This is a genomic window from Pseudomonas sp. F(2018) (assembly GCF_005508865.1).
Lineage (GTDB): Bacteria > Pseudomonadota > Gammaproteobacteria > Pseudomonadales > Pseudomonadaceae > Aquipseudomonas.
The window spans coordinates 775,665-797,756 of the sequence record NZ_SCOM01000001.1; the positions used below are offsets into that span (position 1 = coordinate 775,665).

Annotated in this window: 22 protein-coding genes; 13 read left to right on the forward strand and 9 right to left on the reverse strand. The window is 65.0% G+C overall.

What is annotated here, in order from left to right; translation table 11 throughout:
- Positions 1 to 99 precede the first annotated feature (99 nt).
- The 5 genes from FFS62_RS03840 to FFS62_RS03860 all read right to left on the reverse strand — a co-directional run bounded on the left by FFS62_RS03840 (position 100) and on the right by FFS62_RS03860 (position 5,485).
- The gene (locus FFS62_RS03840; protein WP_137971479.1) at positions 100 to 1,116 is read right to left on the reverse strand and encodes an AbrB family transcriptional regulator; all 1,017 of its coding nucleotides are present in this window, start codon (positions 1,114 to 1,116) and stop codon (positions 100 to 102) included.
- Positions 1,109 to 2,617: a tripartite tricarboxylate transporter permease gene (locus FFS62_RS03845; protein ID WP_137971480.1), complete on the reverse strand. Its 1,509-nt coding sequence runs from the start codon at positions 2,615 to 2,617 to the stop codon at positions 1,109 to 1,111. The genes FFS62_RS03840 and FFS62_RS03845 overlap by 8 nt, the downstream gene beginning before the upstream one ends.
- 1 nt (position 2,618) lies before the next feature.
- Positions 2,619 to 3,065, reverse strand: coding sequence for a tripartite tricarboxylate transporter TctB family protein (locus FFS62_RS03850; RefSeq protein ID WP_137971481.1), 447 nt, complete (start codon positions 3,063 to 3,065; stop codon positions 2,619 to 2,621).
- A 147-nt stretch (positions 3,066 to 3,212) separates the two neighbouring features.
- Complete coding sequence (locus tag FFS62_RS03855; RefSeq protein WP_137971482.1) at positions 3,213 to 4,187, reverse strand: tripartite tricarboxylate transporter substrate binding protein; 975 nt, start codon at positions 4,185 to 4,187, stop codon at positions 3,213 to 3,215.
- A gap of 29 nt (positions 4,188 to 4,216) precedes the next feature.
- Positions 4,217 to 5,485 (reverse strand): OprD family porin, encoded by a 1,269-nt coding sequence (locus tag FFS62_RS03860; RefSeq protein ID WP_137972220.1) that lies wholly within the window; start codon positions 5,483 to 5,485, stop codon positions 4,217 to 4,219.
- Between the two features lie 207 nt (positions 5,486 to 5,692).
- Here FFS62_RS03860 and FFS62_RS03865 point away from each other — a divergent pair, with 207 nt between their 5' ends.
- Complete coding sequence (locus tag FFS62_RS03865) at positions 5,693 to 6,364, forward strand: response regulator (protein WP_137971483.1); 672 nt, start codon at positions 5,693 to 5,695, stop codon at positions 6,362 to 6,364.
- On the forward strand, positions 6,357 to 7,748 hold the full coding sequence (locus FFS62_RS03870; RefSeq protein ID WP_256662107.1) for a sensor histidine kinase: 1,392 nt from the start codon (positions 6,357 to 6,359) through the stop codon (positions 7,746 to 7,748). The genes FFS62_RS03865 and FFS62_RS03870 overlap by 8 nt, the downstream gene beginning before the upstream one ends.
- A gap of 262 nt (positions 7,749 to 8,010) precedes the next feature.
- On the opposite strand, the gene FFS62_RS03875 is transcribed toward FFS62_RS03870, so the two are convergent.
- From FFS62_RS03875 to FFS62_RS03885, 3 genes are all read right to left on the reverse strand, one after another.
- The gene (locus FFS62_RS03875) at positions 8,011 to 8,766 is read right to left on the reverse strand and encodes an ABC transporter substrate-binding protein (RefSeq protein WP_137971485.1); all 756 of its coding nucleotides are present in this window, start codon (positions 8,764 to 8,766) and stop codon (positions 8,011 to 8,013) included.
- Between the two features lie 154 nt (positions 8,767 to 8,920).
- On the reverse strand, positions 8,921 to 9,757 hold the full coding sequence (locus FFS62_RS03880; RefSeq protein WP_137971486.1) for an HDOD domain-containing protein: 837 nt from the start codon (positions 9,755 to 9,757) through the stop codon (positions 8,921 to 8,923).
- 110 nt (positions 9,758 to 9,867) lie between these two features.
- Complete coding sequence (locus tag FFS62_RS03885) at positions 9,868 to 10,809, reverse strand: folate-binding protein YgfZ (protein ID WP_137971487.1); 942 nt, start codon at positions 10,807 to 10,809, stop codon at positions 9,868 to 9,870.
- Positions 10,810 to 10,928: 119 nt separating this feature from the next.
- Between FFS62_RS03885 and FFS62_RS03890 the strand changes: the two genes are divergently transcribed.
- Together FFS62_RS03890 and FFS62_RS03895 are read left to right on the forward strand one after the other, a co-directional pair.
- Positions 10,929 to 11,183, forward strand: a complete 255-nt coding sequence (locus tag FFS62_RS03890) for a succinate dehydrogenase assembly factor 2 (RefSeq protein WP_137971488.1) — start codon at positions 10,929 to 10,931, stop codon at positions 11,181 to 11,183.
- Positions 11,167 to 11,619, forward strand: coding sequence for a protein YgfX (locus tag FFS62_RS03895; RefSeq protein ID WP_137971489.1), 453 nt, complete (start codon positions 11,167 to 11,169; stop codon positions 11,617 to 11,619). Before FFS62_RS03890 ends, FFS62_RS03895 begins: the two co-directional genes overlap by 17 nt.
- Here FFS62_RS03895 and nadB read toward each other — a convergent pair.
- Positions 11,588 to 13,204 carry an L-aspartate oxidase gene (gene nadB / locus FFS62_RS03900; RefSeq protein ID WP_137971490.1) on the reverse strand — a complete coding sequence of 539 codons (1,617 nt, stop codon included), beginning with the start codon at positions 13,202 to 13,204 and terminating at the stop codon, positions 11,588 to 11,590. The two genes, FFS62_RS03895 and nadB, sit on opposite strands and share 32 nt — an antisense overlap.
- 345 nt (positions 13,205 to 13,549) lie before the next feature.
- On the opposite strand from nadB, the gene rpoE reads away from it, so the two are divergent.
- From rpoE to era, 9 genes are all read left to right on the forward strand, one after another.
- Positions 13,550 to 14,131 (forward strand): RNA polymerase sigma factor RpoE, encoded by a 582-nt coding sequence (rpoE, locus tag FFS62_RS03905; protein ID WP_137971491.1) that lies wholly within the window; start codon positions 13,550 to 13,552, stop codon positions 14,129 to 14,131.
- Between the two features lie 37 nt (positions 14,132 to 14,168).
- Positions 14,169 to 14,750: a sigma-E factor negative regulatory protein gene (locus FFS62_RS03910; protein WP_137971492.1), complete on the forward strand. Its 582-nt coding sequence runs from the start codon at positions 14,169 to 14,171 to the stop codon at positions 14,748 to 14,750.
- Between the two features lie 8 nt (positions 14,751 to 14,758).
- On the forward strand, positions 14,759 to 15,697 hold the full coding sequence (locus tag FFS62_RS03915; RefSeq protein ID WP_137971493.1) for a MucB/RseB C-terminal domain-containing protein: 939 nt from the start codon (positions 14,759 to 14,761) through the stop codon (positions 15,695 to 15,697).
- A 113-nt stretch (positions 15,698 to 15,810) separates the two neighbouring features.
- Complete coding sequence (locus FFS62_RS03920) at positions 15,811 to 17,235, forward strand: DegQ family serine endoprotease (protein ID WP_137971494.1); 1,425 nt, start codon at positions 15,811 to 15,813, stop codon at positions 17,233 to 17,235.
- A gap of 152 nt (positions 17,236 to 17,387) precedes the next feature.
- Positions 17,388 to 19,187 (forward strand): translation elongation factor 4, encoded by a 1,800-nt coding sequence (gene lepA, locus FFS62_RS03925; protein WP_137971495.1) that lies wholly within the window; start codon positions 17,388 to 17,390, stop codon positions 19,185 to 19,187.
- 5 nt (positions 19,188 to 19,192) lie between these two features.
- Positions 19,193 to 20,044: a signal peptidase I gene (lepB, locus tag FFS62_RS03930; RefSeq protein WP_137971496.1), complete on the forward strand. Its 852-nt coding sequence runs from the start codon at positions 19,193 to 19,195 to the stop codon at positions 20,042 to 20,044.
- 93 nt (positions 20,045 to 20,137) lie between these two features.
- Positions 20,138 to 20,509, forward strand: a complete 372-nt coding sequence (locus FFS62_RS03935; protein ID WP_137971497.1) for a DUF4845 domain-containing protein — start codon at positions 20,138 to 20,140, stop codon at positions 20,507 to 20,509.
- Positions 20,506 to 21,195, forward strand: coding sequence for a ribonuclease III (rnc, locus tag FFS62_RS03940; RefSeq protein WP_137971498.1), 690 nt, complete (start codon positions 20,506 to 20,508; stop codon positions 21,193 to 21,195). The genes FFS62_RS03935 and rnc overlap by 4 nt, the downstream gene beginning before the upstream one ends.
- The gene (gene era / locus FFS62_RS03945; protein ID WP_137971499.1) at positions 21,188 to 22,090 is read left to right on the forward strand and encodes a GTPase Era; all 903 of its coding nucleotides are present in this window, start codon (positions 21,188 to 21,190) and stop codon (positions 22,088 to 22,090) included. The genes rnc and era overlap by 8 nt, the downstream gene beginning before the upstream one ends.
- The last annotated feature ends 2 nt before the right edge of the window (positions 22,091 to 22,092 follow it).

The window sequence follows — 22,092 nt, forward strand, 5'->3', positions numbered from 1 at the left end:
CCTCCGAACCAGTGCACGCAAGGCATTTAGGGCGACTTCGGTCGCCCATTTTTTTGCCTGGAAAAAAGAGGCCCGCACGCGGCGGGCCTGAACGTGGGTCTAGCGTCGTCGTTGCCACAGGCGAAAGGCCGGCTCGGCGAGGAACAGCACGCACATCAACCGCAGCACCTGCAGCCCGGTGATCAGCGGTACCGACAGGGCCAGCGCTTCGGCGGTCAGGCTCAGCTCGGCGATGCCGCCGGGCATCATGCCCAGCATCAGCGAGCGGTGATCCAGCGCGCCCAGCCAGCTCAGGGCCTCGGCCGCCAGGGCGGCGGCGAGCATGGCCAGCAGGGTGGCGACCAGCACCAGGCCGATGAAGCGCGGCGCGCGGTGGAAGAACTCGCGGCTGAAGTGGCAGCCGAGGGCACTGCCGATCAGCCACTGGCCGACTTCGCTGGTGCCGCCCGGCAGGCTCAGCGGGCGATCCAGCCATACCGCGCCAACGGCGGCGAACAGGATCGGTCCGAGCAGCCAGGGGTTGGGCTGGCGCAGGCGCTGCCAGAGCAGGGCGAACAGCGCGCCGCCGGCCAGCAGCGCGGCCAGCGTTGGCAGGTCGCTCGTGCCACCGGCATGCGCCAGCGCCGGAGCTGCGCCCAGCCACCACTGAAACAGCGCCGGCACGCAGAGCACCACCAGCAGCAGGCGCACGCTTTGCCCGGCCGCCACCTCGCCGGTCCTGGCGCCATTGCGTTGGCCGAGGTTGACCATCTCGCTGGCGCCGCCGGGCATGCTGGCGAAGAACGCCGTGGCGCGGTCGACGCCGGCGCGGCGCAGCAGGGCGATGCCGATCAGGCAGGTCAGGCTGGTGGCCAGTGCGCCGATCAGCAGCACGCCGCCATGGGCGAGCACCTGCTCCAGCACTGCCGGGCTGAAGTGCAGGCCGATGCCGGTGCCGACCAGCCATTGGCCAAGCTTGCGCCCACCGGGCACCTCGCCCAGCTCCAGGCCGCCAAAGCAGCGCAGCAGCATGACCGCCAGCAGGGAGCCGACCATCCACGGCAAAGGCCAGCCGATCAGGCTGGCCAGGTAGCCGCCGGCGGCGCCGGCGACGGGGGTGAGCAGCCAGTTAGGCATGCGCTGCCTGCAGCTTGCGCCGGTTACGCCACCAGCGCAGACCCGGCAGGGCCAGCATCAGCGCGGCCAGGGCCCAGAGGCCGACGGTGATCGGGCTGGACCAGAGGATCGCCAGGTCGCCGTTGCTGATCGACAGGGCGCGGCGCAGGTTGGATTCCATCATCTCGCCGAGCACGAAGCCGAGGATCAGCGCCGACAGCGGGAAGTCCATCTTGCGCAGCAGGTAGCCGAACAGGCCGAGCGCGGCCATCAGCACCAGGTCGAAGGTGGTGCTGTGCACGGCGTACACGCCCACCACCGAGATGATGGTGATGGCCGGCACCAGGATCCAGGTCGGCACGCTGAGCATGCGGGCGAACAGGCCGACCAGCGGGATGTTCATCACCAGCAGGATGACGTTGCCGATGAACAGCGAGGCGATCAGGCCCCAGACCACGTCCGGCTGCTGCTCGAACAGCAGCGGGCCGGGGGTGATGTTGTACAGGGTCAGGGCGCCGATCATCACCGCGGTGGTGCCCGAGCCCGGCACGCCGAGGGTCAGCATGGGGATCAGCGAGCCGCAGGCCGAGGCGTTGTTGGCCGCCTCCGGCGCTGCCACGCCGCGCAGGTCGCCCTCGCCGAAACGGCTGCTGGCACCGGCCATGCGCTTCTCGCTCATGTAGGTGATGGCGCTGGCGATGGTCGCCCCGGCGCCCGGCAGCACGCCGATGACGAAGCCGGCCAGCGAGCTGCGCACGCTGCTCCACCAGGTGAAGGCGAACTCCTTGGCGTTGAACAGCATGCGCCCGCTGCTCTTGACCGCCTGCTGGCCGGCGCTGGTGTGTTCGAGCATCAGCAGGATCTCGCTGACGCTGAACAGGCCGATCACCACGATGACGAACTGCACGCCGTCGGACAGGCCGACGCTGTCGAAGGTGAAACGGTACACCCCGGTGGTGGCATCCACCCCGACCGTGGCCAGGCCCAGGCCGATCAGCGCGGCGAGCAGGGTCTTCACCGGCTTGTCGCCGACCATGCCGCCCAGGCAGGCGATGGCGAACACCATCAGCACGAAATACTCGGCCGGACCGAAGGCCACCGCCCAGTTGGCCAGGATCGGCGCGAACAGCACCACGCCGATGGTGGCGATGGTGCTGCCGATGAACGAGCTCATGGCCGACAGCGACAGGGCGATGCCCGCCTTGCCCTGACGCGCCAGCGGGTAGCCGTCGAGGGTGGTCATGATCGCCGCGGCATCGCCCGGTACGTTGAGCAGGATGGCCGAGATGCGTCCGCCGTACTCACAGCCCAGGTACACGGCGGCCAGCAGGATCAGCGCGGTCTCCGGCGGCAGACCGAGGGCGTAGGCCAGCGGCAGCAGAATGGCCACGCCGTTGATCGGACCCAGGCCCGGCAGCAGGCCGACAATGGTGCCGACGAAGGCGCCGAACAGGGCCACCAGCAGATTGACCGGGCGGGTGGCGACATCGAAGCCCTGCATCAAGAAATTCAGCGTTTCCATCTCAGCTCTCCAGGAAAGCGGCGAACAGGCCGAGCGGTAGCGGCACGTCCAGCAGGTAGTCGAACAGGCCATAGAGCAGCACGCCCATCAGCACGCCGCTGACGGCGCTGAGCAGCACGCGGCCACCGAACAGCAAACCGAGGCCGAAGCCGATCAGGGCGGTGCTGAGGATGAAGCCCAGCGGCTCGAACAGCAGGGCGTAGGCGAGCAGGGCGCCGATGCACAGGGCCACCTTGCGCGCCAGGGCCCAGGAGATCGGCAGGGTCGGCTCGGCGCTGGGTTTGCACAGCAGCCACAGGGCCGAGGCGGCCATCAGCATCAGCAGCAACAGCGGGTAGGCGCGCGGGCCGACCGGGTCATACGAGAAGGGGGCCTGGAAGCCCCAGGCGACCACGGCGAGAAAGGCGCAGACGAGCAGCCACACCGCGGCGAACAGGCGGACGTACATGAGGAGTTCCTCGTGATAGGGGGCGGCGGGAAGCGTCGCGAGCGACGGAAAGGCAAGGCGGAAGGCGGCGAGGGGAGGGAGTTGGGTTAACCCAATGACCGAACCGAGCCGCCTTCCAACACAGCCTTTCCTAGCGCAGCAGCTTCCCTATTGGACCAGGCCGAACTCGCTGGCCAGGGCCTTGTAGTCCTGCACCTGCTTGAACACGTAGGCCTTCAGCTCATCGCCGGTCATGTTCAGCGGGAACAGGTCGCGCTGTTCACGCAGCTTGGCGAACTCCGGGCTGGCCAGCAGAGTGTCGAACTGGGCCTTCCACCAGGCGAAGTCGGCGTCGCTGACTTCCGGGCCCATGTAGAAGCCGCGGATCACCGGCCAGACGATGTCGTAGCCCTGTTCCTTGGCGGTCGGCAGGCCCTCCAGCTTGCCCGGCAGGCGCTGGTCCGAGAGCACGGCGAGGATGCGGATCTTGTTGGCCGCCAGTTGCGGGGTGACCTCGCCGAGGCCGCTGGAGGTGACCTGCACATGGCCGCCGAGCATGGCGGTGAGGGTCTCTCCGCCGCCCTCGAAGGCCACGTAGCGCAGCACCTTGGGATCGATGCCGGCGGCGCGGGCGATCAGCGCGGTCTGCATCCAGTCCTGGCCGCCGATGGTGGCGCCGGCGCCGAAGACGATGCCGCCGGGGTCTTTCTTCAGGGCCTGGACCAGGTCGTCGAGGGTCTTGTGCGGCGAGTCGGCGCGCACGCTGATGGCGCCGTAGTCGGTGCCGATGCCGGCCAGCCAGCGCACGGCGTTCTCGTCGTAGCGACCGAACTTGCCCTGGGCCAGATTGAGCAGGGAACCGGAGGAGAACGCAGTGATGGTGCCGGCATCCTTCGGCCGTTGGGCGACCACCGCGTTGTAGGCCACGGCGCCGACGCCGCCGGGCATGTAGGTCACGCGCATCGGGGCCTCGAGCAGGCCGTTGTCTTTCAGGCCGCTCTGGGCCAGCTTGCAGGTCAGGTCGAAGCCGCCGCCGGGCTTGGCCGGGGCGATGCATTCGGGGCGCTTGGGTTCGGCCAGCAACTGGCCGGAAAGGGCGAGGGCGCCGAACGCCAGGGCGATACGCGACAGGGTAGTGTTCATCATCTTCTCCTGTGGAGTTTTATTGTGGCTTACCAGATCGGCAGGGAGTAGCCGACGATCACGCGGTTCTCGTCCGCATCGCGGGCGAAGCTGGAGCGGAAGCTGGCGTTGCGCAGGCGCACGTAGAGGTCCTTGAGCGGGCCGCTCTGCACCACGTACTTGACCTCGGTGTTGCGTTCCCACTCGTGGCCTTCTTTGCTGCTGCCGGACACCTGGGCGTTGTCGCCCTTGATGTAACGGGTCATGAAACTCAGGCCGGGTACGCCGAGGGTGGCGAAGTCGTAGTCGTAGCGCGCCTGCCAGGAGCGTTCCTCGGCGTTGGCGAAGTCGTTGATCTGCACGAAGTTGACCAGGAACGGGTCGCTGCCATCGACGTAGGCGAAGCCGGTGTCGCCCGTCAGGTGCTGGTAGCCGAGGCCGACCTTGTGCCCGCTGTGGGCGTAGGAGACCAGGCCGTTCCAGGCGTTGTTGTCGACCTTGCCGGCCTCGGCCGAGCCGCTGTCGTCGCTGATCGAGACGCGCAGGTCAGCGCTCAGGGTGCCGCCGCCCAGCGGCTGGCTGGCGAGCAGGCCGAGGAAGTGCTGGCGGTAGATGTCCTCGACGTCGGCGTAGTAGTAGCGCGCCGTCATGCCCTTGGCGAAGGTCCAGTCGAGGCCGGCCAGGTCCATGTGCTCGGCGGTGACGCCACCGGCGAAGCGGCCGTTCTTGCTGTTGAGGATGATGTCCTCGGAGTTGGTCGAGGCGCGGTCGATCACTTTGTCGAAACGCCCGCCGAGCAGGCTCAGGTTGTCGATTTCGCTGGAGCTCAGCAGGCCGCCCTCGAATACCTGCGGCAGCAGGCGGCTGTCGCTGGCCTTGACCACCGGCAGTTCGGGGATGTGCGAGCCGTAGCGGAATTCGGTCTTGGAAATCTTGACCTTGCCGGTCAGGCCCAGGCGGCCGAATTCGTCCGGGGTGCCGCCGTCGTCCTGCACCGGCAGCAGGTCGGTGCCGGTGCGGCCGCCGCCGGAGTCGAGCTTGACGCCGAGCATACCGAGGGCGTCCATACCGAAGCCGACGGTGCCTTCGGTGTAGCCGGACTGGATGTCGAGCAGGAAGCCCTGGCCCCATTCCTCGCGCTTGTTCTGGCCATCGCCTTCACGGAAGTCGCGATTGAGGTAGATGTTGGTCGTGCTGAGGGTGGCGCTGCTGTCTTCGATGAAGGCGGCGTGCGCGGCGGCAGGCGCCAAAGCGCAGGCGAGCAAGGTGAGGCTGAAGCGACGGACAGGCGCCGAGGCCAGCCGATGGGCAGATCGCATCATGTGGTCTCCGATTGTTGTTCTTGTCACGCCGGGGCAACCACGCGCCCGACGTTTTATGGGTGGTTCTCGCCACCCTGTTCGCGATCCTAGGGGGCGAAACTTTCGCCAGGCTTTCAGGGTGAAAGAAACCTGCGGCGGCCTTCACAGGCCGTCGGCGCTGGTTACACTCGGCGGACAGAGACGAGGTTTGTGGAGAGTGCCGCCGTGCGAATCCTGCTGGTCGAGGACCATCTGCCCCTGGCCGAAAGCGTGGCCCAGGCCTTGCGTGGCGCGGGTCTGACCGTCGATGTGCTGCATGACGGGGTGGCCGCCGAACACGCCCTGGCCAGCGAGGACTACGCCCTGGCCGTGCTCGACGTGGGCCTGCCGCGGCTCGACGGCTTCGAGGTACTGGCCCGGGTGCGCGGGCGCGGCAAGACGCTGCCGGTGCTGATGCTGACTGCGCGTGGCGAGGTCAAGGATCGCGTCCACGGCCTCAACCTGGGCGCGGACGACTACCTGGCCAAACCCTTCGAGCTGACCGAGCTGGAGGCGCGGGTAAAGGCCCTGTTGCGGCGCAGCGTGCTCGGCGGCGAGCAGCAGCAGCGCTGCGGCGCGCTGGTCTATGACCTGGGCACGCGGCGCTTCACCCTGGGCGAGCAGCTGCTCAACCTGACCTCCCGCGAGCAGGCGGTGCTGGAGGCGCTGATCGCCCGGCCGGGGCGGGTGATGAGCAAGGAGCAACTGGCCGACCAGGTATTCGGCCTGGACGAGGACGCCAGCCCCGACGCCATCGAGATCTATATCCATCGCCTGCGCAAGAAGCTGGAAGGCGATGCGGTGCGCATCGTCACCTTCCGCGGCCTCGGCTATCTGCTGGAGTCCACGGGTGAGTGAGGCCAGCGCCGGCAGCCTGCGTGGCCGGCTGCTGCGGCGCCTGGCGGTGCTGCTGGCTATCCCGCTGCTGATCGGCAGCCTGAGCGCCTACTGGAACGGCCGGCATGCGGCCGACGCCGCCTATGACCGCACCCTGCTGGCCTCGGCGCGGGCCATCGCCGACGGTCTGTACACCGAGGACGGGCTGCTGCGCGCCGACGTGCCCTACGTAGCGCTGGACCCGTTCGCCTATGACCTGGAGGGGCGCATCTTCTATCAGGTCAGCGACCTGCAGGGGAAACTGGTGTCCGGCTACGACGGGCTGCCATCGCCGCCGCCGACCACGCCGCGCACCGATGATTACCCGGCGCTGGCGCGTTTCTACGACGGCGAGTTCGACGGCGTCGGCGTGCGGGTGGTCAGCCTGTTGCAGCCGGTCAGCGAACCGGGGATGAACGGCATGGCCGAGATCCGCGTGGCCGAGACCGACGTGGCCCGCGTGCGCATGGCCCGTGGCCTGTTGCTCGATACCCTGTGGCGCATGGGCCTGCTGGCGCTGATCAGCCTGGCCCTGGTATGGCTGGCGGTGAGCGCCGCGCTGCGCCCGCTGGAGCGCCTGCGCTCGGCGGTGGAAGAGCGCCAGCCGGACGACCTGCGGCCGCTGCCGCTGGTCGAGGCGCAGGACGAGCTGCGCCCGCTGGTGGCCTCCCTCAACCACTTCACCGAACGCCTGCGCCAGCAGTTCGAGCGCCAGGCGCAGTTCATCACCGACGCCTCCCACGAGCTGCGCACGCCACTGGCGGCGCTCAAGGCACGCATCGAGCTGGGCCTGCGTGAGCGCGAACCGGCGCTGTGGCACAGCACTTTGGAGAAGGCGGCGCAGAGCACAGATCGCCTGACCCATCTGGCCAACCAGCTGCTGTCGCTGGCGCGCATCGAGCGGGCCGCCCGCGCCATCGAAGAGGGCGGAGCGGAGCGGGTGGAGCTGGCCCAACTGGCCCGCGAGCTGGGCCTGGCCCTGGCGCCGCTGGCGCACCAGCGTGGCATCGCCCTGGCCCTGGAGGCCGAAGCGGAAGTGCCGCTGCGCGGCGAGCCGATGCTGCTGCATGAGCTGATCTACAACCTGGTCGACAACGCCCTGGCCCATACGCCGGTCGGCGGCAATGTGGTGCTGCGGGTGCTGAGCCCGGCCGTGCTGGAGGTGGAGGATGACGGCCCCGGCATTCCGCCGGAGGAGCGCGAGCGGGTGTTCGAACGCTTCTACCGGCGCAATCCGCAGGGCAGCGGCGCCGGGTTGGGGCTGGCGATAGTCGGCGAGATCTGCCGCGCCCACCGCGCCGAGATCGAGCTGGCGCAGGGCGAGTTGGGTGGGTTGCTGGTGCGGGTGAGCTTTCCGCCGGCGTAGGGTCTGCCATCGTTTCGACGCGACCGCGACGGAGCCAGTTTTTGCGCGGAGCTAGGCGCGAGACACGACGTTTGGCATTCCAAATGAGTTGTCGAGTAACGACGTTCCGCACAAAGACTGGCCCGTCCCTGTGGGTTGCGCGGAAAATCTCGCCATGCGTTGTTGCAGGACTTGGCAAGGGAATGACCATTGCCTGCGTCCCGCGCCTAGCCTGGCGAGATTTTGCGCTGCAACGCGGCTTGCGGCGAAACGATGGCAGACCCTAATAGGCCAGGCTGAGGGGCTGCTGGATTTCCAGCAGGTACTGGGAGACCTTGCCGCTGTCCTGCAGGGCCTTCAGGCCGCGGTTGAACTGCGCCATGCGCTGTTCGTTGCCGGGTACTTTCTTCGACAGCAGCAGGTGCAGGCTGTCGCTGCGCAGCGGTTGCGGATGGAAGCTCAGCTGGCTGCGCGCCTCGCGGCTGAACTGGCTGTGCAGCAGGTCGAAGGCCACCACCTTGTCCATCGGGAACACGTCCAGACGGCCGGCCAGCAGCATGCGCAGGCCCTGTTCCTCGTTGCTCAGGCGCTTGACCTTGAGCTCGCCGTCGCGCTCGGCCTGCTGGAAGGCCTGGCCGTAGTCATAGTCGATGGCGCCGCCGATGCGCAGCGATTTGAGGTCGGCGACCTCCTTCCATTCGATCGGCTGGTCCTTGCGGTGGAACAGGTAGTAGCCGCTCTCCACCACCGGATCGCTGATGAAGAAGGCCTGTTCGCGCTCGGGGCTGCGCAGCCACACGGCGCTGCCTTCGCTGTTGCCGCGCTCTGCGCTGCGCAGGGCGCGGGCCCAGGGGTAGAACTCCCATTTCACCTTCACCCCTTCCAGGGCAAAGGCTTCCTCGACGATGCGCGAGGCGACGCCGTGGTGGGGGAGGTTCTGGCCGAGATAGGGGCTCCATTCGCCGTTGGTTAGGCGAACCTCGTCGGCCGTGGCGGCCAGAGGCAGGAGCAGGGCGAGCAGCAGTGGCAGCAGGCGCATGGCAGGTTTCCTTGACTGAGCGGGGCGGAGCCGGGTCCTTCGGCGCCGTGGCGTACGGCTTCTATCGCCACCCGGGGTGAGCCGGGCTTGCTTGCAGTCTAGTCAGGATATGCGTGGCTTGCGGGGGCGGGCGACCAAGCGTCGCCCGTTGCGCTTATTGCAGCATGCTGGCGGCGGCTTCCATCGCCGCGGAGAGGTCTTCGTCGGCCTGCATGTCGACGTTCGGGTCGAGGCCGAGCTTGGCGAAGGCCGGGATCTGGCTCCAGTCCAGCTGGGTGTAGGGGTGCTCGCTGCCCAGGTAGCTCTGCAGGGTGGCGACCTGGACGATGTCGACGTAGTCGGCCTTCGGCGAGTTGCGGCTGAAGTCCAGGTGCTGGCTGGGTACGATGGCGATCGGCTCGGGGAACTCCCAGGCACGCAGGATCTTGTCGCCGATGATCGGGTGGATCTTCTCGATCACGTGGTTGAGGCTGATCGAGTCGGCCAGCAGTGCGTTGTTCTCTTCCGCGTAGGTGAGAATCGGCAGCACGCCGATCTGGTGCACCAGGCCGGCCAGGGTGGCCTGGTCGGGCATCAGGCGGGTGTAGTGGCGGCACAGCACGTGGCAGATGCCGGCGATCTCGGTGCTCTTGTTCCACACTTCGCGCATCTTGCGGTCGACCACGTCGCTGGTGGCCTGGAACATCTGCTCCATGGCCAGGCCGGTGGCCAGGTTGCAGGTGTAGTTGATGCCGAGGCGGCCGACGGCCATCTGCAGGTCGGTGATTTCCTTGCTGGTGCGCAGCAGCGGGCTGTTCACCACCTTGATGATGCGCGCGGTCAGCGCCGCGTCGTTGCCGATCACCTTGCTCAGGGCAGGGATGCTGATGTTCGGGTCTTCCGCCGCCTCGCGCACCTTCAATGCCACCTCGGGCAGGGTCGGCAGCACCAGCTCATCGTTCTCGATGGCGTGGATCAGTTCTTCCTGGACTTTCTCGGCAAGCTTGCTCATCTCGGTTCTCGGGTCACTCGACCGCTTCAGTTTAGGTGCTGAAGCGGACTTCGTTCAGGGATGCCGGGGTTGTACCGCGTTTGCCCGGGGTCATGCATCAGCTTTTTTACCTAGCGCTGGATTTCGCGATCCGCGTCCAGTTGGTACGGCAGTTCCAGCAGCTTCAGGCCAGGGCCGTCGGCGCTGCCGAGGTGGATTCGGCCATCGGCGACCGCATCCTCCTGCAGTACCGCCAGCAACTCGGCGCCGCCTTCTGAGGTGGCTGCCAACACCACTTCGCCGACGCTGGAGCCGTGGACCGGCGAGAACAGCTCGCTGCCGACGGCCGGCAGTTCGTCCTGGGCCAGGCTCAGACGCTGTAGACGCCGCTTGAGCTTGCCGAGGTACTGCATGCGCGCGACGATTTCCTGGCCGGTGTAGCAGCCTTTCTTGAAGCTGACGCCGCCGACCGCCTGCAGGTTGATCATCTGCGGGATGAACAGCTCGCGGGTGGCGCCGAACACCTGGCCGACGCCGGCGCGCACCTGGCCGAGCAGCCAGTCGTTGAGCGGCGCCTCGCGCAGTTGCGCGGCCAGGCGGTTGTGCAGGCTTTCGGCCTGTTCGGCGGGTGCCCAGAGTTCGGCGCGGCCGCCGGGCAGGCGAATGACGATCAGGCCGTTGGCGCGGGCCACGGCGTCGGGCTGCTGTGGCAGGTCCAGGCCGAGGTCGAGCAGGGCGCCGTCGCCACCGTCCAGGCCGAAGCGCACCCAGCTGGCGGATTCGTCGGCGAGGGTGGACTTGGAGAACACCGCGTACTTCTTCAGGTCCGCCATTTGCGCCTCCAGCAGTTCGCTGGCCATGGCCAGCAGGTAACCGTCGCCGTCCTGCAGGATGCGGAAGCTGGAGGTCATGCGGCCCTTGGGCGTGCAGCGCGCGCCCAGGCTGGAGGTCCGTTCGTCGAGATAATTCAGGTTGCAGGTGAGCTGGCCCTGGAGGAACTTGGCGGCGTCGGGGCCGCGCACGGCGAGCAGGGCTTCGTGGTTCAGCAGGGTGAAGAAGGCGGAGTCGGCCATGGGCGCTCGCTGGTTGCAAAAGACAAGGGCGTCATCATAGAGGCCCCCCCGAGCCTTGTCAGCGTGCCGAGTGCGTGCGGCGCCGGTATACTGCCGCTCCTTTGCACAGGAGCCGCTGCATGGCCGACGCTACCGAACTCAATCGACTCTTCTGGCACAGCCGCCGCGGCATGCTGGAACTGGACGTGCTGCTGGTGCCCTTCGTCAAGGAGGTCTACGCCACCCTGGATGCCGAGGATCAGGCGCGCTACCGCAAGCTGCTGGAGTGTGAGGACCAGGACATGTTCGGCTGGTTCATGCAGCGCGGCGAGCCGGAAGACCCCGATCTGCGCCGCATGGTTCGCATGATCCTGGATCGTGTTCAGCCGAAGTGAAGTCTTCGAATGCCACTGGCAGGCCTCGCGCCTGCTGCTGGCGGTCTACCTGTCGGCGCTGATCCTGGCGCTGATCACCCTGTTCGTCGTCGAAGTTCCGCTCTGGGCATCCTTGCTCGGTGTCGGCGCCTGCCTGCTGCATGCCGCCTGGGTGTTGCCACGACAGATCCTGCTGCGCCATTCGGCCGCCTTCACCGGGTTGCGTCGGGACGAGGAGGGCTGGCAGCTATTCAATAGCCGCGATGGCTGGCAGCCGGTGCAGTTGCGCCCGGACAGCCTGGCGTTGCCGTTGGTGGTGGTGTTGCGTTTCCGCCTGGCCGGCGAGCGGCGGGTGCGTGGCCTGTGCATCCCGCGTGATGCATTGCCGCGCGAGGCGCACAGGCGCCTGCGCGTGCGCCTGAAGTTCAGCCGGCGTAGGTGGGCGGCGCCAGGATAGTGTCGTGGGCCTGCGGCAGCAGCTGCGGGTAGTCCAGGGTGTAGTGCAGGCCGCGGCTCTCGCGGCGCAGCATGGCCGACTCGATCATCAGCTCGGCCACCTGGGCCAGGTTGCGCAGCTCGATCAGGTCGCGGCTGACCTTGTAGTTGCTGTAGAACTCGTCGATCTCGTCGAGCAGCAGGCGCACCCGGTGCTGGGCGCGCTGCAGGCGCTTGTTGGTGCGCACGATGCCGACGTAGTCCCACATGAAACGCCGCAGCTCGTCCCAGTTGTGGGCGATGATCACGTCCTCGTCGGAGTCGGTCACCTGGCTGGCGTCCCAGGCCGGCAGGGCTTGTGGCATCGGCACCTGATCGAGCTGAGCGAGGATGTCCTCGACCGCCGAGCGGGCATAGACGAAGCATTCCAGCAGCGAGTTGCTGGCCATGCGGTTGGCGCCATGCAGGCCGGTGAAGCTGGTCTCGCCGATGGCATACAGGCCGGGCACATCGGTGCGCCCGTGCTGGTCGACCAGGACTCCTCCACAGGTGTAGTGCGCCGCCGGCACCACCGGGATGGGTTGGCGGGTGATGTCGATGCCGAACGTCAGGCAGCGTTCATACACCGTGGGGAAGTGCGCCTTCACGAATTCGGCCGGTTTGTGGCTGATGTCCAGGTACACGCAGTCGATACCCAGGCGCTTCATCTCGTGGTCGATGGCGCGGGCAACGATGTCGCGCGGGGCCAGTTCTTCGCGCGCATCGAAGCGCGCCATGAAGCGCTCGCCGTTGGGCAGCTTGAGGTGGGCGCCTTCGCCGCGCAGGGCCTCGGTGACCAGAAAGCTCTTGGCCTGCGGGTGGTACAGGCAGGTCGGGTGGAACTGGTTGAATTCCAGGTTACCGACCCGGCAGCCGGCGCGCCAGGCCATGGCGATACCGTCACCGCTGGCGCCGTCCGGGTTGCTGGTATAGAGGTAGACCTTGGCCGCGCCGCCGGTGGCGAGAATCACGAAGCGCGCGTGATAGGTATCCACTTCACCGCTGTTGCGATTGAGCACGTAGGCGCCGACGCAGCGCTGGCCAGGCAGGCCGAGCTTGCGCTCGGTGATCAGGTCGACCGCCACCCGCTGCTCCTGCAGCTCGATGTTGGCGCGCTGGCGGGTCTGCTGCAGCAGGGTATTGAAGATCGCCGCGCCAGTGGCGTCGGCGGCATGGATGATGCGCCGATGACTGTGTCCGCCCTCACGGGTGAGGTGGAATTCGAAACCACCATCCTCGCGATCCTGTTCTTCGTCGCGGGTGAAGGGCACGCCCTGTTCGATCAGCCACTGGATGGCTTCGCGGCTGTGCTCTACGGTAAAGCGCACGGCCTCTTCGCGACACAGGCCGCCGCCGGCGTTGAGAGTGTCGCTGACGTGGGACTCCACGGTGTCGGCATCGTCCAGTACCGCGGCAACACCGCCCTGGGCCCAGTAGGTGGAGCCGTTGGCCAGGTCGCCCTTGCTTAGCACGGCGATACGCAGGTGCTCGGGCAGGGTCAGGGCCAGGGTCAGACCGGCAGCGCCGCTGCCGATGACCAGAACGTCATGCTGATAGTGTTGGCTCATCTACTGCTGATTCCGCAGGGATCGAAATGGCGCCACCTAGTATATAGAGGGGGTGGCCGGCACAATAGCTGGGCTTATGACGTAGAAGAACACTCTGGAACTTTCTTAGTCGTTCAAGTTCCAACGACAGTTGCCAAATGCGCCTGTCGTATTGGAGCGGCGGCCTGATTGGCCAGGTTATTCATGCAGTAGTCGAATCGACGATGCTGTAACGCTTTGCAAGGCCATCGAGAGCCGAGCAAAGCTTCTTCGGAGGGGAGAACTTTTGCGCAACGCCCGAGTCTATCTTGGCAGACGGAAAGGCTGGCCGGCGCGGATCTCCTCCGGAACGAACGAGGAGTATTCATGCTAGCCCAGGAAGACGATCAGCAGCTGGTCGAGCGGGTGCAGCGCGGCGACAAGCGGGCCTTCGATCTGCTGGTACTCAAGTACCAGCACAAGATCCTCGGCCTTGTGGTGCGCTTCGTTCACGACAGCCATGAGGCCCAGGATGTCGCCCAGGAAGCTTTTATAAAGGCCTATCGGGCACTCGGTAATTTCCGCGGTGACAGCGCGTTCTACACCTGGCTGTACCGCATCGCCATCAACACGGCGAAGAATTATCTGGTCTCGCGGGGGCGGCGTCCGCCAGACAGTGATGTCAGTTCCGAGGATGCGGAGTTTTACGACGGAGATCACGCGCTCAAGGACATAGAGTCGCCCGAGCGCGCCATGCTGCGGGATGAGATCGAGGCCACGGTGCATCGGACCATCCAGCAACTGCCTGAGGATCTGCGCACGGCCTTGACCCTGCGCGAGTTCGATGGACTGAGCTACGAGGACATTGCCAGCGTCATGCAGTGTCCAGTCGGTACCGTGCGCTCGCGGATCTTCCGGGCCCGCGAGGCCATCGACAAAGCCCTGCAGCCTTTGCTGCAGGAAGCCTGAATGTGAGACAGCGGCGACAGCCAAGAGAGGAAACACCATGAGTCGTGAAGCCCTGCAGGAATCGCTGTCCGCGGTGATGGATAACGAAGCGGACGAACTGGAACTGCGTCGAGTGCTGGCGGCTGCCGGCGACGATGCCGAGCTGCGTGGCACCTGGTCGCGTTACCAGATCGCGCGTGCGGTGATGCACAAAGAGTTGCTCGAGCCGCGCCTCGATATCGCGGCCGCCGTTTCTGCGGCGCTGGCCGAAGAGGCAATGCCGACTGCGACTGCTCGTGGTCCGTGGCGCATGGTCGGGCGAGTGGCGGTAGCTGCCTCGGTGACCTTGGCCGTGCTGGCTGGCGTGCGCTTCTACAATCAGGATGAGCTGGCCGGTGCCCAGTTGGCGCAGCAGGGCGTGCAGCCCAGCCTGACTCTGCCGCAAGTGCAAGGCCCCGCTGTACTGGCTGGCTATACTGAGGCGGCGTCGCCGTTGCAACAGAACGCCGAACAGTCCAGTTCGGGTTGGCACGAACAGCGTCTGCCTGCTTATCTGCGTCAGCATGCGCAACAGGCTGCCGCCACCGGTGCTGATACCGCGCTGCCATACGCCCGAGCCGCCAGCCTGGAAAATCGCTGAGAGGGTACATGCGCGTCATCCCCCTTATAGCTCTACTCGGCAGCTGTCTGGTTTTACCCGCACAGGCTGCCGAGAGTTGGTTGCAGCGGTTGGCTCAGGCCGACCGGCAAAGCTTTCAAGGCACTTTCATCTATGAGCGCAATGGCAGCTTCTCTACCCATGGCATCTGGCACCGCGGTAGCGAATCGGGTGTCAGCGAGCGCTTGCTGCAGCTCGATGGGCCCGCGCAAGAAGTGCTGCGGGTCGATGGCAAGCCGCAGTGCATGAGCGGCGCGCTGGCCGAGCAGGTGGTCGATGCTCAGTGGCCGGCACGTGAACTCAATGCGGATCAATTGGAACAGCGTTACGACATGCGCGTGCTGGGGCGTTCTCGGGTGGCCGGGCGTTCCGCCACTGTGCTGGCGCTGATTCCCCGCGACCAGCATCGCTACGCCTTCGAACTGCATCTAGACGACGAGACCGCGCTGCCTTTGAAGTCGCTGCTGATCAGCGAGAAGGGGCAGTTGCTGGAGCGCTTCCAGTTCGTCAGCCTGGACCTGACGGCCGATGTCGATGACGCCGCGCTCAAGCCGGGTGAGTCGTGCAAGCCGGTCAGTCTGGGCAAGGTGGCCGAGCTGCCGCAGTCCTGGAAGGCCGGCTGGGTGCCGCCTGGCTTCGAATTGAGTCAGGCGCTGCAACGTACCAGCCCGGCCTCGTCCGAGCCGGTAGCCTGCCTACTGTATGGCGATGGTCTGGCTCGCTTCACGGTGTTCCTCGAGCCGCTGCGCGGGGCCGGGGCGGAAGATGCGCGCAGCCAGTTGGGGCCGACTGCCGTTGTATCGCGCCGCATGAGTACCGCCGATGGCGACATGATGGTCACCGTGGTGGGTGAGATTCCTTTGGGTACCGCCGAGCGTGTGGCCCTATCTATGCAGACTGCGACGGTTGTCGAGAGCTCTGCACAGTGATCTGCTGCGGCATGGGCCGATTCGGAGTGCTTACTTGCTCCGAATCGGCTTCGTCGCATCTGCTGTAATGATCGTGAAAATTCTTGTCTTCTAAGTGGATGGAGCTGAAGTCAATGCTTAGCCTGAAATCCTCGCTGTCCGGTCTGTGTGCCCTGCTGTTGCTCGGGCAGATGTCTCTGGCGCGTGCCGAATTGCCCGAATTCACCGAATTGGTGGAGGAGGCCTCGCCGGCCGTGGTGAACATCAGTACGCGACAGAACCTGCCGCAGCGTGAGGTGGCAGCTCCGGGGCAGATGCCGGACCTCGAGGGCATGCCGCCGATGTTCCGTGAGTTCTTCGAGCGCAACATTCCGCAGATGCCGCGTAGCCCGGGGGGCGGTCGCCAGCGCGAGGCGCAGTCGCTGGGTTCCGGCTTCATCATTTCCGGCGACGGCTATGTGCTGACCAACAACCATGTGGTGGCGGATGCCGACGAGATCATCGTGCGCCTGTCCGACCGCAGCGAGCTGGAGGCCAAGCTGATCGGTGCCGATCCGCGCACCGATGTGGCGCTGCTCAAGGTCGAGGGCAAGGATCTGCCGACCGTCAAGCTGGGCAAGTCGCAGGCGCTCAAGGTGGGCGAGTGGGTGTTGGCCATTGGCTCGCCCTTCGGTTTCGATCATTCGGTCACCGCCGGCATCGTCTCGGCCAAGGGGCGCAGCCTGCCGAACGAGAGCTACGTGCCGTTCATTCAGACCGACGTGGCGATCAACCCGGGTAACTCCGGCGGACCGCTGTTCAATCTGGATGGCGAAGTGGTCGGTATCAACTCGCAAATATTCACCCGTTCCGGCGGCTTCATGGGGCTCTCGTTCGCCATTCCCATCGACGTGGCCATGGATGTCGCCAACCAGTTGAAGTCCGAGGGCAAGGTCAGCCGCGGCTGGCTGGGGGTGGTGATTCAGGAAGTGAACAAAGACCTGGCCGAATCCTTCGGGCTGGACAAGCCGGCCGGTGCGCTGGTGGCTCAGGTGCTGGAGGAGGGGCCGGCTGCCAAGGGTGGCCTGCAGGTCGGTGACGTGATCCTCAGCCTGAATGGCCAGCCGATCATCATGTCGGCCGATTTGCCGCATCTGGTCGGGGCCCTCAAGCCTGGCAGCCAGGCGGATCTGGAAGTGGTGCGTGAGGGCGAGCGCAAGCGTATTTCGCTGAGCATCGGCGCCTTGCCGGAAGAGGGCGAGGAGATGCCGGTGGCTGGTGAGGCGGGTGTCGAGCGCAGCAGCAATCGCCTGGGGGTGTCGGTGGCGGAGCTGAGCGCCGAGCAGAAGAAGGCTTTCGACCTGCGCGGTGGTGTGGTCATCAAGGAAGTGCAGAGCGGCCCGGCCGCGCTGATCGGCCTGCGTCCTGGCGATGTCATCACTCATTTGAACAACCAGGCTATCGATTCGGCCAAGACTTTTGCCCAGGTGGCCAAGGAATTGCCGGTCAATCGCTCGGTGTCCATGCGCGTTCTGCGCCAGGGGCGCGCCAGCTTCATCACCTTCAAACTGGCCGAATAGGCCTGGTTGGAAGCAAAAAGGGTGGCGTTGGCCGCCCTTTTTTGTGGCTGCCGGCCGTGTGGCGCGCGTGACGGGTCGGTCGCCGATCGGGTAGAATCCCCGGCTATTTTTCGGCGGGCAGCCTGCCTGCGGCTTTATTCGAGTGTTGATCCGTGAGTGATCTGAGTCATATCCGCAATTTCTCCATCATCGCCCACATCGATCATGGCAAGTCGACCCTGGCCGACCGCTTCATCCAGATCTGTGGCGGTCTGTCCGACCGCGAGATGGAAGCTCAGGTCCTCGACTCCATGGACCTGGAGCGCGAGCGTGGCATCACCATCAAAGCTCACAGCGTCACCCTGCACTACCCGGCGCAGGACGGTAAGACCTACCAGCTGAACTTCATCGATACCCCCGGTCACGTCGACTTCACCTATGAGGTGAGTCGCTCCCTGGCCGCCTGCGAAGGCGCGATCCTGGTGGTCGACGCCGGTCAGGGCGTCGAGGCCCAATCCGTGGCCAACTGCTACACCGCCATCGAGCAGGGCCTCGAGGTCATGCCGGTACTGAACAAAATGGACCTGCCCCAGGCCGAGCCGGAGCGGGTCAAGGACGAGATCGAGCACATCATCGGTATCGACGCTACCGACGCGGTGCCCTGCAGTGCCAAGAGCGGCATGGGTGTGATCGATGTGCTGGAGCGTCTGGTCCAGGTGATCCCGCCGCCGGAGGGCGACATCGAGGCGCCGCTGCAGGCGCTGATCATCGACTCCTGGTTCGACAATTACCTGGGTATTGTCTCCCTGGTGCGGGTCAAGCATGGCCGGATGAAGAAGGGCGACAAGATTCTGGTCAAGTCCACCGGCAAAACCCACCAGATCGACAGCGTCGGCGTGTTCACCCCGAAGCACACCGAGACCGCCGACCTCAAGGCCGGTGAAGTGGGCTTCGTGATCGCCGGTATCAAGGACATCCACGGTGCCCCGGTGGGCGACACCCTGACCCTGTCCAACACCCCCGACGTGGATGTATTGCCGGGCTTCAAGCGCATCAAGCCGCAGGTCTACGCAGGCCTGTTCCCGGTCAGCTCCGATGACTTCGAGGACTTCCGCGAAGCCCTGCAGAAGCTCACCCTGAACGATGCCGCGCTGCAGTACGAGCCGGAGAGCTCCGACGCCCTGGGCTTCGGCTTCCGTATCGGTTTCCTCGGCATGCTGCACATGGAAATCATCCAGGAGCGCCTGGAGCGCGAGTATGACCTGGACCTGATCACCACCGCGCCGACGGTGATCTTCGAAGTTGAGATGAAGAACGGTGAGACGCTGTCCGTCGACAACCCGTCCAAGTTGCCCGATCCGGCCGGCATTCTCGACATGCGCGAGCCGATCGTGCGCGCCAATATCCTGGTGCCGCAGGAGCATCTGGGTAACGTCATCACCCTGTGCATCGAGAAGCGTGGCGTGCAGCGCGACCTACAGTTCCTCAGCAGCCAGGTTCAGGTTTCCTATGACCTGCCGATGAACGAGGTGGTGCTCGATTTCTTCGATCGACTGAAGTCGGTGAGCCGTGGCTATGCCTCGCTGGACTACAGCTTCGACCGCTTCCAGTCGGCCAACCTGGTGCGCCTGGATGTGATGATCAACGGCGAGAAGGTCGACGCCTTGGCGCTGATCGTGCACCGTGACCGTGCCCACCAGAAGGGCCGGGTGCTGACCGAAAAAATGAAAGAGCTGATCCCGCGGCAGATGTTCGACGTGGCGATCCAGGCGGCCATCGGTGGCCAGATCATCGCCCGGACCACAGTCAAGGCGCTGCGCAAGAACGTATTGGCCAAGTGCTACGGTGGTGACGTCAGCCGTAAGAAAAAACTGCTGGAGAAGCAGAAGGCCGGTAAGAAGCGGATGAAACAGGTAGGCAGCGTGGAAATCCCGCAGGAAGCCTTCCTCGCCGTACTCAAAGTGGATAGCTAAGACCTATGTCGTTCAACTTCCCGCTGATTCTGGTGATTGCCGTTGCGGTTTGCGGCGCCTTGGCTCTGATTGACCTGCTGTTGCTAGCACCACGCCGTCGGGTGGCAATCGCGGCCTACGAAGGCCAGGTCGGTGAGCCGGACGAGCAGGTGCTACAGCGTCTGAACAAGGAGCCGCTGCTGGTCGAGTACGGCAAGTCGTTCTTCCCGGTGCTGGCCATTGTTCTGGTGCTGCGCTCCTTCCTGTTGGAACCGTTCCAGATTCCATCCGGCTCGATGAAGCCGACTCTGGAAGTGGGTGACTTCATTCTGGTCAACAAGTTTGCCTATGGCATTCGCCTGCCCGTGGTCGATACCAAGGTTGTCGAGGTGGGTGATCCGCAGCGTGGCGATGTCATGGTGTTTCGCTATCCGAGCAACCCCAGCATCAACTACATCAAGCGTGTAGTAGGGCTGCCGGGAGACCGCATCACCTATACCCAGGACAAGCGTCTGCTGGTCAATGACCAGTCGGTTGCCGAGGAGTTACTGGGTGAGGAGCCGCGCTCCCTGGGGCGCACCTTGGTCTATCGCGAGAAGCTGGGCGAGGCCGAGCATCTGATCCGCAAGCAGCTGCATCGCAATGTACGCCCGGGTGACGAGTGGGTGGTGCCGCAAGGGCACTACTTCATGATGGGCGACAACCGGGATGACTCCAACGACAGCCGCTACTGGAATGATGGTGCGATTCCCAAGGAGCTGTGGGGCATGGTTCCCGATCGCAATATCGTCGGCAAGGCTTTCGCCGTATGGCTGAGCTGGCCCGATCCCAAGCTGCGCAGCCTGCCAAACTTCTCCCGGGTTGGTTTGATTCACTAACGAATCGAAATTGCGAGGCGCTGTTCAATTGAGCGGTGCCTGCTTATATATAGTCCACAGGCTTCACAATAACTCTGATAGACGAGGTCGATCATTATGCTTGCGCGGTCGCAAAAAGGCATGTCTTTGCTGGGTTGGATAGTGACGCTTGCCGTATTAGCTTTTCTTGCTAGCACGGCTTTCAAGCTGTTTCCGCATTACATGGATTACTATGCATTGCAGAAAATCATCACTAAGGTTGAGAGCGAGCCAGCTCAGATCGTGTCGGTTCGAGACTTTTACGATCACATTCAAAAGGGAATGGGTGTTAATAGTATTCGACTGGATCTAAAAAAGGTGCTGGAGATCAAGCAGGAGAATGACCTATTCCTTCTCCACCTCAAATATGAACAACGCGAGCATCTGATCGAGAACCTTGATCTTGTCGCTACCTTCGACAAAGAATTCCGAATTCGCCCTCAGTGAGTTATTCCCTTCCTCGCCTCGAGCGTCAGCTCGGCCACACCTTCCAGAACCAGGAGCTGATGCTCCTGGCGCTGACTCACCGCAGCTTCGCCGGGCGCAACAACGAACGTCTGGAGTTCCTCGGCGATGCCATCCTCAACTTCGTCGCTGGCGAAGCGCTATTTGAACGCTTTCCCCAGGCCCGAGAAGGCCAGCTTTCGCGTCTGCGTGCGCGTTTGGTGAAAGGCGAGACCCTGGCCATACTTGCGCGTGGCTTCGAGTTGGGTGAATACCTGCGTCTGGGCTCCGGTGAGCTGAAGAGTGGCGGTTTCCGCCGCGAGTCGATTCTCGCCGACGCCCTCGAGGCGCTGATCGGTGCCATTTATCTGGACGCCGGCATGGATGTGGCTCGTGAGCGGGTTCTGGCCTGGCTGACCAATGAGCTGGACAGTCTTACCCTGGTGGATACCAACAAGGATCCCAAGACTCGCCTGCAGGAGTTCCTCCAGTCGCGCGCCGCTGAGCTGCCGCGCTACGAGGTGGTGGATATCCAGGGCGAACCCCATTGCCGTACCTTTTTCGTGCAGTGCGAAGTGGCGCTGCTGACCGACAAGACCCAGGGGCATGGCGCCAGTCGGCGCATTGCCGAGCAGGTCGCCGCCGCCGCCGCGCTGGTGGCGCTGGGCGTGGAGAATAGCCATGACTGATGCACCCGTGACCCGTTGTGGCTACGTCGCTATCGTCGGCCGACCCAATGTGGGCAAGTCGACGCTGCTCAACCATATCCTCGGGCAGAAGCTGGCGATCACCTCGCGCAAGCCGCAGACCACCCGCCACAACATGCTCGGCATCAAGACCGAGGGTGATGTGCAGGCTGTCTATGTCGATACCCCGGGCTTGCACAAGCACAACGACAAGGCACTCAACCGCTACATGAACCGCAGTGCATCCACGGCCCTCAAGGACGTCGATGTGGTCGTGTTCGTGGTCGACCGCACCCGCTGGACCGACGAGGACCAGATGGTGCTTGAGAAGGTCCAGTACGTGAAATGCCCGATCCTGTTGGCTGTGAACAAGGCAGACCGGCTGGACGACAAGAGCGAGCTGCTGCCGCACCTGGAGTGGCTCGCCACCCAACTGCCGCAGGCCGAAGTGGTGCCGATTTCCGCCCTGCACGGGCAGAATCTTGACACCCTGGAGCGCCTGGTGGCGGAGAACCTGCCGGAGTCCGAGCACTTCTTCCCGGAAGACCAGATCACCGACCGCTCGAGTCGCTTCCTGGCTGCCGAGCTGATTCGCGAGAAGATCATGCGCCAGCTCGGTGCCGAGCTGCCGTACCAGATCACCGTGGAGATCGAGGAGTTCAAGCAGGAGGGGCGCGTGCTGCACATCCACGGCCTGATCCTGGTGGAGCGCGACGGCCAGAAGAAGATCATCATCGGCGACAAGGGCGAGCGCATCAAACGCATCGGCCAGGATGCGCGCAAGGACATGGAGGTGCTGTTCGACTCCAAGGTCATGCTCAATCTCTGGGTCAAGGTGAAGGGTGGCTGGTCCGACGACGAGCGGGCCCTGCGTTCGCTGGGCTACACCGACTTCTGATC